Origin of the sequence: Ruminococcus sp. AF31-8BH, assembly GCF_003460605.1 — a bacterium.
GTDB classification, from domain to species: Bacteria; Bacillota; Clostridia; order Lachnospirales; family Lachnospiraceae; genus Blautia_A; species Blautia_A acetigignens.
The window spans coordinates 49,544-62,353 of record NZ_QTVN01000019.1; the positions used below are offsets into that span (position 1 = coordinate 49,544).

General features: G+C 45.2%; 14 protein-coding genes. 3 read left to right on the forward strand and 11 right to left on the reverse strand.

Going from position 1 to position 12,810, the window contains the following annotated elements; genetic code table 11:
* Positions 1–4 precede the first annotated feature (4 nt).
* The 8 genes from DWZ38_RS18940 to DWZ38_RS18975 all read right to left on the reverse strand — a co-directional run bounded on the left by DWZ38_RS18940 (position 5) and on the right by DWZ38_RS18975 (position 5,306).
* Complete coding sequence (locus tag DWZ38_RS18940) at positions 5–265, reverse strand: hypothetical protein (protein WP_021925934.1); 261 nt, start codon at positions 263–265, stop codon at positions 5–7.
* Between the two features lie 279 nt (positions 266–544).
* Positions 545–1,237 carry an LrgB family protein gene (locus DWZ38_RS18945; RefSeq protein WP_021925933.1) on the reverse strand — a complete coding sequence of 231 codons (693 nt, stop codon included), beginning with the start codon at positions 1,235–1,237 and terminating at the stop codon, positions 545–547.
* Positions 1,234–1,596, reverse strand: coding sequence for a CidA/LrgA family protein (locus DWZ38_RS18950; RefSeq protein ID WP_021925932.1), 363 nt, complete (start codon positions 1,594–1,596; stop codon positions 1,234–1,236). The genes DWZ38_RS18945 and DWZ38_RS18950 overlap by 4 nt, the downstream gene beginning before the upstream one ends.
* A complete protein-coding gene (locus DWZ38_RS18955) occupies positions 1,593–2,069 on the reverse strand; it encodes a hypothetical protein (RefSeq protein ID WP_021925931.1) in 477 nt (158 codons plus the stop codon). The genes DWZ38_RS18950 and DWZ38_RS18955 overlap by 4 nt, the downstream gene beginning before the upstream one ends.
* Before the next feature lie 115 nt (positions 2,070–2,184).
* On the reverse strand, positions 2,185–2,655 hold the full coding sequence (locus DWZ38_RS18960) for a metallophosphoesterase family protein (protein WP_021925930.1): 471 nt from the start codon (positions 2,653–2,655) through the stop codon (positions 2,185–2,187).
* Between the two features lie 28 nt (positions 2,656–2,683).
* Entirely contained in the window at positions 2,684–3,931 is a 1,248-nt protein-coding gene (locus DWZ38_RS18965) for an endonuclease Q family protein (protein WP_117854595.1), read from the reverse strand.
* 17 nt (positions 3,932–3,948) lie between these two features.
* Positions 3,949–4,527, reverse strand: a complete 579-nt coding sequence (locus DWZ38_RS18970) for a SprT family zinc-dependent metalloprotease (RefSeq protein WP_021925928.1) — start codon at positions 4,525–4,527, stop codon at positions 3,949–3,951.
* Complete coding sequence (locus DWZ38_RS18975) at positions 4,521–5,306, reverse strand: HD domain-containing protein (RefSeq protein WP_021925927.1); 786 nt, start codon at positions 5,304–5,306, stop codon at positions 4,521–4,523. The genes DWZ38_RS18970 and DWZ38_RS18975 overlap by 7 nt, the downstream gene beginning before the upstream one ends.
* Before the next feature lie 182 nt (positions 5,307–5,488).
* Here DWZ38_RS18975 and DWZ38_RS18980 point away from each other — a divergent pair, with 182 nt between their 5' ends.
* On the forward strand, positions 5,489–6,385 hold the full coding sequence (locus DWZ38_RS18980; RefSeq protein WP_021925926.1) for an AraC family transcriptional regulator: 897 nt from the start codon (positions 5,489–5,491) through the stop codon (positions 6,383–6,385).
* Positions 6,386–6,474: 89 nt separating this feature from the next.
* Positions 6,475–8,733, forward strand: coding sequence for a glycogen/starch/alpha-glucan phosphorylase (locus tag DWZ38_RS18985; protein WP_117854597.1), 2,259 nt, complete (start codon positions 6,475–6,477; stop codon positions 8,731–8,733).
* A gap of 115 nt (positions 8,734–8,848) precedes the next feature.
* On the opposite strand, the gene DWZ38_RS18990 is transcribed toward DWZ38_RS18985, so the two are convergent.
* A complete protein-coding gene (locus DWZ38_RS18990; RefSeq protein WP_021925924.1) occupies positions 8,849–10,003 on the reverse strand; it encodes a hypothetical protein in 1,155 nt (384 codons plus the stop codon).
* Positions 10,004–10,359: 356 nt separating this feature from the next.
* Here DWZ38_RS18990 and nth point away from each other — a divergent pair, with 356 nt between their 5' ends.
* Entirely contained in the window at positions 10,360–10,998 is a 639-nt protein-coding gene (gene nth, locus DWZ38_RS18995) for an endonuclease III (RefSeq protein ID WP_021925923.1), read from the forward strand.
* Positions 10,999–11,030: 32 nt separating this feature from the next.
* On the opposite strand, the gene DWZ38_RS19000 is transcribed toward nth, so the two are convergent.
* Complete coding sequence (locus DWZ38_RS19000; RefSeq protein ID WP_021925922.1) at positions 11,031–11,807, reverse strand: ABC transporter permease subunit; 777 nt, start codon at positions 11,805–11,807, stop codon at positions 11,031–11,033.
* Positions 11,782–12,810 (reverse strand): ABC transporter substrate-binding protein, encoded by a 1,029-nt coding sequence (locus tag DWZ38_RS19005; protein WP_021925921.1) that lies wholly within the window; start codon positions 12,808–12,810, stop codon positions 11,782–11,784. The genes DWZ38_RS19000 and DWZ38_RS19005 overlap by 26 nt, the downstream gene beginning before the upstream one ends.

The window sequence follows — 12,810 nt, forward strand, 5'->3', positions numbered from 1 at the left end:
ACTCCTATTTATCCGTCAATACTGCTACGACTCCAGAATATAATACCATAAAAGCAAAGAGCAGAGCAATAATATCTGCCCCATGAAAATCATAATTAAATATCATGGCACCTCCTATCATGATCTCCAGAGTAATAAAGATGCCGAGCACCATCGCTGTGCTTCCTGAGAACTTCTTCGTACTGTCCTTCTCCTGCACAACATCCATATAGCCTTCTGCAAGTGCCGCCTTCCTGTGACTGGTTCTTCTCCCTAAATTCCACATAATCTCTTCCTCCTCTGATTCATGCAGTGTCTGTCCGCAAGCAACATGTATCGAACATATTTTCCGAACATGTTTTCTTTTATGTACTTAGTCTACCACAATATTAGTCCTATAAAACGGCACGAAATCATTTTATTCGAATATCTGTTCGTTTTTTTTGTAAACATGGAGGAAATTCTGCAAAAAAATATCACCGCATACTGCTCTATGCCTTAAAACAGCAAACGGTGATATCCCGCATATTAAAATATCCGAATCCTAAATGTTAGAATCCTGTTTTTACATAAATCCGGCAAAAACAGACGCTGTGATAACCGTCAGAAGACCGGCAACCGCAATTGCAAGACTGCTCATGGCACCTTCTACCGGTCCCATTTCCATAGCCTTGGCAGTACCGATAGCGTGAGCGGATGTACCAAGCGCAAGCCCTTTCGCGATAGGCTCCTCGATTTTTGCGATCTTGCAGACTGCCTCTGCGATCACATTTCCAAGTACTCCGGTGATAATAATAACTGCAACGGTAATGGTCACAAGACCGCCCAGTTCCTCAGATACGCCCATTCCAATGGCTGTTGTAATGGACTTGGGAAGCAAAGTTACATACTGTGAATGGGAAAGTCCGAACAGCTTTGCAAAAACCAGAACGCTTACCATGCTTGCCAGCACACCGGAAACGATCCCGATAATAACCGCCTTCAGATTCTTGCGAAGAAGAGTAAGCTGTCTGTACAGGGGCACTGCAAGGCACACAGTAGCAGGAGTGAGCAGATAACTGATATACTGCCCGCCTGCATTGTAGGTCTTATAGTCCACCTGCATCAGCTGCAGCACGCCCATAACGCACAAAATCGCAATCAGAAGAGGATTAAACAATGCCATCTTGAACTTTTTCTTCAGCAAAAGTCCAATCTCATATCCTACCAGACTTACTGCTGCCCCGAAAAACAGGGAATTCTCAATAAAAGATATCATTTCTTCTCTTTCCTCCTGTCTTTTTTGATTACAAACTGGGTACTGCGTCCCGTAACTACCATTACGATCACAGTTGTCAGAATTGTAATGATCACAACAGGAAGCCAGATGGGCTGCAGGTCTCCCCATGCTTCCAGAAGGCCTACCCCTGCCGGTACAAACATAACCGGCATAATTTCAACCAGAAAATCTGCTGCGTCTTCCACCTGTTCCAGCTTCAAAATTCCGCTTGTCAGTGCACCCAGCATCAGTACAAGCCCATAAACGCTGGCTGGTACCGGAAGGGGCAGAAGGATATGTAATCCCTCCCCTAACGCTGAAATCAGCAGAATAATACAAAATTGCCTGAGATATTTCACTTTTTGTCTTCCTCCTCGCTGTCTCCACAAAGAAGTCCATTTGCAATTTCCAGATACGGCTGCAGTTCCTCCAGTGTAGCCCGTCCATTCCGCTTCATCTTCGTCACGCCCGGGTAGCTTGCCGGTATGGATTTGGTCATATTCCCATCGCCGTAGACCTTAACCATATCTCCGTTTTCCAGAGTGTCTCCGGCAATCAGCTTGTCATTTCTGTTATAAATTCCTTCCTTGGGAATATCTGCCTTGAAAACCGTCTTTTTGTCCATATCCACGAATACCATTTCTTTCAGTACATCTCCGGCTTCTACGTAGATCGCGCGGATGGCTTCCTGCTCAAGGCGGGCTTCCTCCTGCTTATCCTTCTCAGCCTGCTTCGCAACAAGATTCCAGAAGGATCCTCCTACTACGCCAAAGATTACCAGAAGAATGATTATTCCCACAATGAATTTCACATCGTTTTCTTTTTTCTCCACTGCAAATCCTCATTTCTTTCATGGCATTTTTTTGTCTGCCCCATTATACCTTTTCTACAGTTAAAATTTCAATGTCATCTTTCGACAATTATCAGGCTGCTTTTGGGCTTTTTTTCTACAGCCGTTCCTTTTGAAGCACGATTTTTTCTACTTCCCAGGAACCATTTTCCACAGTCATCACTGCCATTGTCACCTCGCCGCCAAATCGGTTTCTCCCGCAGCTTCCCGGATTCAGCCAAAGCCGTCCGTCAATTTCCTGACAGAAATATTTATGGCTGTGCCCAAAAATTACCACCTGAGTATCCCCAAGCTCCCATGCCGCATCCTTTCTGTCATGGACCATGAAAAACTTTACATTTCCAACGGAAAAGTTCAGGCTTCTCCTTAAATTCTGCGCCCAGTATCCGTCATTGTTGCCGCGCACCACATACAAGAATCCCATAGTACGCAGCTCATCCAGTATTTCCGGCCTGTCCACATCTCCTGCATGGAAAATATAAGTGCAGTCCTTCAATCGCTCTTTCACTTCTTCCCGAAGAAGCCCATGGGTATCTGAAATAATCCCCATTTTTATTTTTTCTGACATATCCGGTTCCTCCCGTTATGGTTTATTATCATTCCTCGAACAGACGGATTTTTCCATATTCTCCGTCAAATCCAGGTGTGCAGATTACCTTTCCATCTCTTAATCTTTGAATTCCGGACGCGATTCTGGTGCCGTTTTCCCGCTCTATATCTGCTATAGGAACTTTTCGCAAAATTGCAAATTCCGAGCCAAATTTCTGAAGCATTTTCTCGTATTCTCCGGTTACGGTTTTGGCTGCAGGAGACTTTCCCACACAGGCGGAAATCACCTCCGGAAGGGGTACAATACTCTCAAAAGGTCTGGCATTTTCTTTCACAAATCCGGCATCCCTGTCTGCCAGTTCCATGATTCTATGGTCTACCCCTATGGTTAGTTTCTTCCCGCATACCGGACATTTTCCGTGGTATTTTTCTGCCTCCTCGGGGCTTAAACAGATGTGGCATTTCCGGTGTCCGTCGTAATGATATTTCCCCTCTTCCGGGAAAAATTCCAGGGTTCCTTCCAGGCCTTTTCCATACTGAATGGCACCGTGAAGCCCCTCATAGGAAAGATCAATGTCCAAAAGATTGGCCTCTCTTCCCAGCTTGGAAGGGGAGTGGGCATCTGAATTTGAGATAAGCTGAAGTCCGTCAAGAGCAGATAAGCGCCAGTTCATCGGCGGGTCGGAAGACAGTCCGGTTTCCACAGCATGCACATAAGGAGTCAGATCCTCAAAGCACTCTTCCATGGTATCAAAGCCGGAAAAAGCTCCGAATAATGCGAAATGCGGAGTCCAGATATGAGCTGGAACCAGCATTCCCCGGGGACAGTTTTCCAGAAGCATCTCAAGAAGATCATGGCAGTCCAGGCCGAGAATGGGCCTGCCGTCTGAATGGATATTTCCGATTTTTTCCAGGCTTTCTGCCATTTGATCTGCCGCTTCAAGGCCTGGCAAAAGCAGTACATTGTGAACCTTCCGGCACTTTCCATTCTTTTTATAAATAGAACTGATCTCACCTGTTACTACAAAGCGGGGTGCCTGTCCGGGAAGGTTTCGTGCCTCTTCCAGCACATATTCGTCCTTCAGGCGATATAAGCCTTCCTCTGCAGGGATCAGTTTTTCTTTTAGTTCTTCCCTCCATGCAGGGTGGGTAAAATCCCCTGTTCCAATAAGGGTAATCCCCTTTTTCCTTGCCCAAAGATCCAGATATTCCGGGGTTCCAAGCTTGCTGGTAGCCATGGAATATCTGGAATGAATGTGAAGATCTGCAATTACTTTCACTGTATTTTGCTCCATTTCTTATCTAAAATTGGTTACTTAGACTCCTGCATGCCAAGCTCCATCAGCTTCCAGCCGTTGTCCTTCAGCCATTTTTTCTGCTCCTTATAACCGGGCAAAACTGCGCTGACTTCGTTCCAGAATGCCTGGGAATGGTTCATCTGTCTGCGGTGGCAGAGCTCATGGACAACCACATAATCGAGCACCTCTGGCGGTGCCAGAATCAGCAGCCAGTTAAAGTTCAGATTTCCATTTGCACTGCAGCTGCCCCATCTTGTTTTCTGCTGGCGCAGGGTAATTCTTCCGTAGCTTACCCCTATTTTTTCTGCAAAATAGGCTGTGCGCTCTGGAATTTTCCGGCAGGCTTCCTGCTGCAGACGGGTTCGTTCTTCCTTTGAAAGTCCCGGAACTGTTTCTCTTTGCACTTCCCTTTTCTGGATTTTCTCCAGATTTTTCAAAATCCATTCCTGCTTCTGCTCAACAAATCTGCGGATTCTCACCTGGGATAATCGAAGAGGTGCACGGACGATGATCTGACCATCCGGTTTGATTTCCAGACTCATGGTTTTTCGCTGGCTTCGGATGATCTGATAGGAAATCTTCTCATTTAGCATAAGATATTCTCCATATAATCATTCATCTGCTGATCCAGGATTTTCATCTTTTCCAGAGTATCTTTTTCTTTATAATCCAGCCGCCATATGATCCTGGAAATGTAATCCTCTTCCTTCATGATCTGCCAGGTTTCTTTGAAATTCAGGTCATAATACTGCGCCACATAGGACACCCAGTAGTCCACAGATGTCACACGGTCCGGAGACAAAACAGCTTCTTTTTTCAGACAGGATTCCCATACCTTTGGAGAGATCAGCCCCTCTCCGGCTTTCTCCTGGGGAACCCCGATCATTGCCTCAACGGACTCCTGCAGCTTAACCCGGCAGTTGTCCAGCTTATCTGCATCGCGGATCATTTTTGCATGGAAAAGGATTCTTTCATCTGTAATTCCTTCCAACTTAAAATCGCTGTGTCTGGCGATTGCTGTATGGATAATCTCATCGAATTCCGGGTCTGGAAGGAATCTGCGGATCATAGGGTTTTCCCCTTCAAAAAGAAGCTGTGCGCCAAACGCTGCATGATCCATCGTGTCCGGGGAAAAGCTGTTATACAGGCGCAGCTGCTCGAATCTTCCAATGTCATGAAGCAGCGCGATCAGCTCTGCCAGCTGCTGGTCTTCTTCATTTAAATGCATTCTTTTGCCAATTTCACGGGCACTTTTTACCACGCCATAAGTGTGAACAATCTTTAATTTTATTTTCTCATCTTCTCTGTCATACTCATCTAAATACGCTTCAAATGCGTCTCTTGCCTGTTTAAAATCCAGTTTCACGGTCATGTTCCTCTCTATCTTTTAGGCTTATTACAGTGTCATTATAAACTACCACAGTTGCTTTTCCAATACTATCCGCAGTTTTTCAAAATTATTTTCCCGGACACTTTACAGGGTGTATCAGGCTTGCACCTTCTTCACCTGTAACGTATAATGGGAGCAACGGCACATACTATAAGGAGGTCATGATGGCAGAGAAGAAAACAGAAATCTCCCCAAATGTTGACGAGACCATGAAGGAACTGGAGACTCATGGTTCTTTTGAGCTGCCTGTGGAAACCTATACAGATAACTGCGTGATTTTCCGCTCCCTTTACAACCACTGGCATAAGGAAATGGAGATCATCTGCATCGACCAGGGAAGCGGCCTTGCAAGGCTGAACCGGGAGACCCTGCGCCTGAAGGAGGGAGATCTTCTTATTGTAAACAGCGGGGTTCTTCATGGAATTAAATCCGATTCCCGGCATATTTTATATTACAGAAGCGTTGTGTTTGACCTTAGTTTTCTGGCCGGACCTGCAGGAGATCTCTGCCAGGAAAAGGTGATTTCCCTTCTTATGGAAAACCGGGCGGAATTCACTCACCTGATCACCCGTTCCCATGAAAACTACGGCAACATTTTCCATCTCTTCTGTGAAATCCATCAGTGCCATAAGGACAAGCCGCCTTTCTATTATATGAAATTAAAGGGGCTTTTTTACGGACTTTTTTATGAAATGCTTGCAGGAAATTATATTATTACCACGGATGCAGAGCAGAACAGAAATCTTTTATCCATAAAAAAGGTGTTGGACTACATCAGTGCCCACTACCGGGAGCCTTTGTCTGTTAAAGAATTATCAGGGCTTTCCAATTACAGTGAATTTTATTTTATGAAGCTTTTTAAGCAGTATACTGGAAAAACGGCAGCCGCTTATCTGAATGATTACAGGCTTGAGAAGGCAAAATCCCTTCTTCTGCATACAGATGCTTCGGTCACGGACATTGCTCTTGACGTGGGCTTTAACAATACCAGCTATTTTATAAAAAAATTTCAGGAGGCCAACCAGCTTTCCCCTCACAAATTTCGCAAAAAAATGTCATAACAGAACAGTTTTGTTGTATTTTTCTTTCATCTGCATATGCTAATATAACACCATCAAACACAGGTAATCGCTCTTGAAAGGAGAAAATTATGGAAGCTTTAAAAACTATGATTCAGGACATGTTTGGCAAAGACTGCAGCGCATGTACCAACCAGGAAGTATACGAAGCCCTTCTCACATACACCAAAAAACAGCTTGCTGCAAAGGGCTATCATGAGGGAAAGAAAAAAATCTATTATATCTCTGCAGAGTTCCTTATTGGAAAGCTTCTTTCCAACAATCTGATCAACCTTGGCATCTATGATGAGGTTGCAGAATTCTTAAAAGAGAGCGGCAAATCCCTTGCTGAGATTGAGTCCGTTGAGCCGGAACCATCTCTTGGAAACGGCGGACTTGGACGTCTGGCTGCCTGCTTTTTGGATTCTATCGCAACACTTGGACTTCCTGGAGAAGGTATCGGACTGAACTATCATCTGGGACTTTTCAAACAGGTTTTTGAGAACAACCTTCAGCATGAGGTTCCGAACCCATGGATCACTCCTGAGTCCTGGCTGACTGCTACAGATGTGACTTACATGGTTCCGTTCAGAGGCTTTTCCCTGAAATCTACTATGTATAATATTGATGTTGCAGGCTATGAAAACAAAGCAATCCATCTTCGTCTTTTCGATATTGACCTGGCAGATGAGTCCATGGTTCATGACGGAATTGCTTTCAACAAGAAAGACATTCTGCACAACCTGACACTGTTCCTGTACCCGGATGACAGCGATGAGGACGGACGCAAGCTTCGTGTTTACCAGCAGTATTTCATGGTAAGCAACGCTGCACAGCTGATTCTGGATGAGGCAGTTTCCAAGGGAAGCAATCTTCACGACCTTGCTGATTATGCAGTTGTTCAGATCAACGATACTCACCCGAGCATGATCATTCCGGAGTTTATCCGTCTCCTTGGAGAGAAGGGAATCGGCTTTGATGAGGCTGCTGATATCGTTTCCCATGTATGCGCATATACCAACCATACTATCCTGGCTGAGGCTCTTGAGAAATGGCCGATCCACTATCTGGAGGATATTGTTCCGCAGCTTGTTCCGATCATCCGCAAGTTAGATGAGAAGGTTAAAGCAAAATATCTGGCTGAGAATCTTGCTATTATTGACAGCAATAATCTGGTTCACATGGCTCATATGGATATTCATTACGGATTCTCTATCAACGGTGTTGCTGCTCTTCATACCGAAATTCTGAAGAACTCTGAGCTGCATCAGTTCTATGAGATTTATCCGGAAAAATTCAATAATAAGACCAATGGCATTACATTCCGCAGATGGCTGATGTACTGCAACCAGCCTCTTGCAAAATATATCTCTTCTCTGATCGGAGATGGATACAAGAAAAATGCAGATGAGCTGAAAAAGCTGCTTGCTTTCAAGGATGACCAGAAGGTTCTGGATCAGCTGCTTGCAATTAAGGCGGATGCGAAGAAAATCTGCAAGGATTTTGTTCTGGAAAATACTGGTGTCGAGATTGATGAGAACAGTGTTTTTGATATCCAGATCAAAAGACTTCATGAGTACAAGCGTCAGCAGCTGAATGCGCTGTATATTATCTATAAATATCTGGAGATCAAGGGCGGCAAGAAGCCGGAGAGACCGATTACTTTCATTTTTGGTGCAAAGGCTGCTCCTGCTTATTATATCGCTAAGGATATCATTCATCTGCTTCTGACTCTGGAGACTTTGATCCAGAATGACCCGGATGTGGCTCCTTATATGAAGCTTGTTATGGTTGAGAACTACAATGTGAGCGCAGCTGAGAAGCTGATTCCGGCTTGTGATATTTCTGAGCAGATTTCTCTTGCTTCTAAGGAAGCCAGCGGTACCGGAAACATGAAGTTTATGCTGAATGGTGCGGTTACTCTTGGTACCATGGATGGTGCAAATGTGGAGATCAGTGAGCTGGTTGGCGAGGATAATATTTATATCTTTGGTGAGTCCAGTGATGAGATTATTAAGCATTATGAGAAGGCCGATTATAATTCCCGTGCGATTTATGAGGGGGATGCTGATATTAAGAAGTATGTGGATTTCATTGTCAGCGAGCCGATGCTGAAGATTGGTAAAGAGGAGCATTTGAGAAACTTCTACAACGAGCTTCTGAATAAGGACTGGTTTATGACTTTACTGGATCTGAAGGATTATATTAAGGTTAAGGATCAGGTGTTTGCGGATTATGAGGATCGTAATGCGTGGGCGAAGAAGATGCTTGTGAATATTGGGGAGGCTGGATTCTTCTCTTCTGATAGAACGATTGAGCAGTATAATAAAGATATTTGGCATTTGAACTAAATAAAGTATTCAAGGCGGACGACATCCAGAAGCGGCAGGATTGTTATATTTTGTACAATCTTGACGCTTCTTTCTATTCTTGATTTTCACTTGTAGGAAAATGGAGTGTAGAGGGTTAAATGTCTTTATAATACTGCGGGGAAATTACATCGCATTCTTTGCAGGTGCAGCCGTTGCGGTAGCCGTCGCAGCAGGCGGAGCTGGAGCAGTACATGTGGGTGTCGTTGATGTAGAAAAGGCCGGCGTACTGGGCGGAGGTGCGGTAGGCTTTGGTTTGTTTCTTGTTGTCGGCGTAGTAGATGCCGTTGGAGATGAGCATGTTCTCCGGGGTATAGTCGGTAAAGTCGAAGTAGTCCGCCTGGATGCCGTGGTTGGGGACTTTGACGCACCAGTAGTGTTCGTGGAGGGGCAGGGCGTCATCATAGTTGGCGGCGATCATTTCCATGTATTTCCCTGGAATGTCTCCGGTGAAAAGAACGTTCATTTCTCCGTCTGTGGTGCTGTGAAAGACCAGACTGATCTTGTTTTTGAACTGGCGGAGGTTGAGTTTTGCAGCTTCAAAGGTCTGGAGCATCTGGATGACTGACGGGTCTTCTCTTAAGTCACGGAACTCGCATTCCAGAGCGTAAGCGTTGGTTTTGAGGGTTCCGCAGATAATCTGGCGCAGTTTGTCCGCGAAAGTTTCAAGGCGAAGCAAGGCTTCTGTAAACTCGTTTTCTCTGTTTGATACAGCGTTCTCTCTTTTCTCTAAAGACTGAATGTAGGCATAATTCTCGGCGGTTTCCTTCTCAATCACGCTGCAGTCTGGCCAGAGAACCTGGTATTTGCTCTCGAAGATATCTCCTCTTTTCAGAAATTCAATATTCTGGGGCTGTTTCACCAGGGCTTCCACGAAGGCATAAAGGCTGATCTGTTTGCTGGGGAGATACGTATTTTTCATAAGATCGGAAAGCAGAAGAAGGGTGAGGGTTCGGCTCATGGAGGAAGCAGAAAATATGTCTGGAAGGTAAATTTTGTTAAAGTCATTGCTTCCCCTGTACTTTTTCAGCATGTAAAGAAGGCCGGATATATGGTCCAGCTGAAAATTGGTCAGTAGAAGGCTTTTGTGGGAAATGGTGGTAAAATCTGAGATGATCACATCAAAGATATCACTTCTTGGGTGTCCGTCAATCCGGTTATTGCTGGTTCCGAAATCTACCAGAAGACTTCCCTTGCGGTCCCGCAGACAGAAGCAGTCGCCGCAGCCTACATTATACATACGTACTTTCATTTTGCATTTCCTCCCCCGTATTTCGCACACGAATTGCAAAGGCCGCTTTGCAGCGGAATCGTTCGTGAATATTTTCTATGTTACTGTTCACGGGTAATGTTCCGCGAGGTGTTTTTTGTGAACAAAGTTCACAGAAAACCCGAGGATTGCGGCGCGAAATCATGCAAAGCATGATTTCTGTGCATCGCGAAGCGTGTTACTGGGCACGGAGTGAACAGTGACTTTCCATAATTTTAGCATAAAAACAGGACAGCGTAAACTTGCAAAATTGCAATTTTCCCATTACAATATACACAGAACTTGCCTTAAAATAATAACGGAATCTGTAAGCATCCAGATTCTCAGAAAGGAATTTTATGACAAAAGAAGAACTTGCTCTTGAAGTGATAGATCGGTTAAAAAAAGAATATCCTCTGGCGGACTGTACCCTGGATTATGATGAGGCGTGGAAGCTTCTGGTAAGTGTGCGGCTGGCAGCGCAGTGTACGGACGCAAGGGTAAATGTAGTGGTTCAGGACCTGTACGCCAAATACCCGGATGTAGCCGCACTTGCATCTGCTACACCGGAAGAAATCGAGGCAATCGTAAAGCCCTGCGGACTGGGAAAAAGCAAAGCCCGTGACATCAGTGCCTGCATGAAGATCCTTCACGAGAAATACCAGGATAATGTTCCATGCGACTTCGATGCCCTTCTTGCCCTCCCCGGAGTTGGGCGAAAAAGCGCCAACCTGATCATGGGAGATGTGTTTGGCAAGCCTGCCATTGTCACAGATACCCACTGCATCCGCCTGACCAACCGAATCGGCCTTGTAGACAACATCAAAGAACCAAAGAAAGTGGAGATGGCACTTTGGAAAATCATTCCGCCGGAAGAAGGCAATGATTTCTGCCATCGCCTGGTCAACCACGGACGTGAAGTCTGTACCGCAAGAACCAAACCTTACTGTGACAGATGCTGCCTGGCAGACATCTGCGCAAAAAACGGAGTCAGCTAAAAAGAATCAAAAATCACCGGAAAGCCACGTCTTTATGGCTGCTCCCCGGTGATTTTTTTCAGGAAAAATAAAAATATTTTCTCAAAGGTCATGCTCACAAATATAATCACAATGGTCCAGGCAAACAAGTCCGGTGTTTCCAGATAGACCTTAGATTTGTATAATTTTTCACCGATGGAACCGGTGGGAATTCCGATGACTTCGGCGGCAATTCCAGCCTTCCAGCAAAGCCCAAGTCCAAGCTTGCAGGCCGTAGCTGCATAAGGCATAACCTGGGAAAGATAAACAAATTCTACCTTTTTCCCAAGCCCTGCGCCAAAGGAATCTGCCATTTCCAGAAGCTGCTTATCCGTCTGCCGCAGGCCCTCCAGAAGGTTGGTGTAGACCACTGGAAAAACCATAAGAAAGGAAATAAAAACGGATAAATTTCTGGATGGAATCCAGATCAGGCACAGGATAATAAAGGAGGCAACCGGAGTGGCTTTGATCACTGTAATCAGCGGATCCATGAGAATTTCCACTGCAGAAAACCCATAGGAAAGTGCCGCCAGCAAAGTTCCAAGAACCAGCGCCAGGGTAAATCCAAGAACGATCCTGCCAAAGCTGAATCCGATAGATCTCCAGAAATCTGCGGTCACAATCAGCTGCCCAAGCCTTCTTATAACAGAAACAGGAGATGCCAGAAGGATCTCCTGTTTCAGCCACATGCTGGCAAGCTGCCAGACCAGAATCCAGACGGCAGCTGCCAGTATTTTATAACATAACCGATGTTTTTTTATCTCATTAGCGTTTGTAGTAGAAGTCCTCATCCGGCAACTGGCCTCCGATGATCTCCGGATTCTGCTCGTTTAAGGTGTTCAGATAACCGGAAAGAATGGTCTGCATTTCATCACCCTCCATAAATACAATGCTGCACTGTGGAATGGCTTTTACTGCTACTTCAGCAGAAATAATGTCGTGGTTTCCAATAATCTCAGCGGCTGCCTCCGTATCAGAATTTACAAATTCCACAGAGTTCTTATATGCATCCATAAAGGCATCTACGTCTGCCTCATGCTCTTTGAGATAGTCATTTCTTGCAACTAAAACACCAGTTACCAGCTTGCTTCCATCTGTCACAGAAGACTCCCACAGATCGTTCAGATCCAGAGCAACGCGAAGGTTCTCATTCTTCATAAGCGCTGTGGTTACAAATGGCTGAGGAAGAAGTCCCACTGCGGTCTGATCCTCAGCAAGGGCTGCTACTACCTCTGCATGTTCGGACTTGTACTCAATGGTTACGTCCTTCTCAGGATCCAGTCCGTTGGCTTCCAAAACAGAGGTTAACGCATACTCGGGTGTAGCACCTTTGCCGCTGGCGTAAATGGTTTTGCCCTTCAGATCCTCTACAGACTGAATGGAATCCCCGTTCTCCACAAGGTAAAGAACTCCAAGTGTGTTCACTGCCAGTACGCTGATGTTTTTGTCTGTTTTCTGATATAAAACAGAGGCAAGATTGGAAGGAACTGCCGCAATATCAACCTGTCCCTGAACGATCATCGGGACGATTTCATCCGGTGATGCCACAATGGAAAATTCATAATTCTCATCATCCAGAAGCTGTGCCATTCCCATTGCGGTAGGCCCCTTAAGAGCGCCAATTTTCATAACAGAATCGTCTGTATCCGTCTGTTCTGTCTCCTCTTCACTCTCTGCATTCTGTTCTTCTGTCTGCTCTTCTGCAAAAACCAGATTTGCACTGCACATACTTCCGGTCAGTGCTCCCACACCAAGTGCTGCTGTCATAATCCATGATACTGTTCTTTTCTTCAT

Excerpts from the sequence above, each read along its gene's own strand:
- DWZ38_RS18940 (WP_021925934.1), bottom strand. The coding sequence starts at position 265 with ATGTGGAATTTAGGGAGAAGAACCAGTCACAGGAAGGCGGCACTTGCA.
- DWZ38_RS18945 (WP_021925933.1), bottom strand. The coding sequence starts at position 1,237 with ATGATATCTTTTATTGAGAATTCCCTGTTTTTCGGGGCAGCAGTAAGT.
- DWZ38_RS18960 (WP_021925930.1), bottom strand. The coding sequence starts at position 2,655 with ATGTCAGAAAAAATAAAAATGGGGATTATTTCAGATACCCATGGGCTT.
- DWZ38_RS18965 (WP_117854595.1), bottom strand. The coding sequence starts at position 3,931 with ATGGAGCAAAATACAGTGAAAGTAATTGCAGATCTTCACATTCATTCC.
- DWZ38_RS18970 (WP_021925928.1), bottom strand. The coding sequence starts at position 4,527 with ATGCTAAATGAGAAGATTTCCTATCAGATCATCCGAAGCCAGCGAAAA.
- DWZ38_RS18975 (WP_021925927.1), bottom strand. The coding sequence starts at position 5,306 with ATGACCGTGAAACTGGATTTTAAACAGGCAAGAGACGCATTTGAAGCG.
- DWZ38_RS18980 (WP_021925926.1), top strand. The coding sequence starts at position 5,489 with ATGGCAGAGAAGAAAACAGAAATCTCCCCAAATGTTGACGAGACCATG.
- DWZ38_RS18985 (WP_117854597.1), top strand. The coding sequence starts at position 6,475 with ATGGAAGCTTTAAAAACTATGATTCAGGACATGTTTGGCAAAGACTGC.
- DWZ38_RS18990 (WP_021925924.1), bottom strand. The coding sequence starts at position 10,003 with ATGAAAGTACGTATGTATAATGTAGGCTGCGGCGACTGCTTCTGTCTG.
- nth (WP_021925923.1), top strand. The coding sequence starts at position 10,360 with ATGACAAAAGAAGAACTTGCTCTTGAAGTGATAGATCGGTTAAAAAAA.
- DWZ38_RS19000 (WP_021925922.1), bottom strand. The coding sequence starts at position 11,807 with ATGAGGACTTCTACTACAAACGCTAATGAGATAAAAAAACATCGGTTA.
- DWZ38_RS19005 (WP_021925921.1), bottom strand. The coding sequence starts at position 12,810 with ATGAAGAAAAGAACAGTATCATGGATTATGACAGCAGCACTTGGTGTG.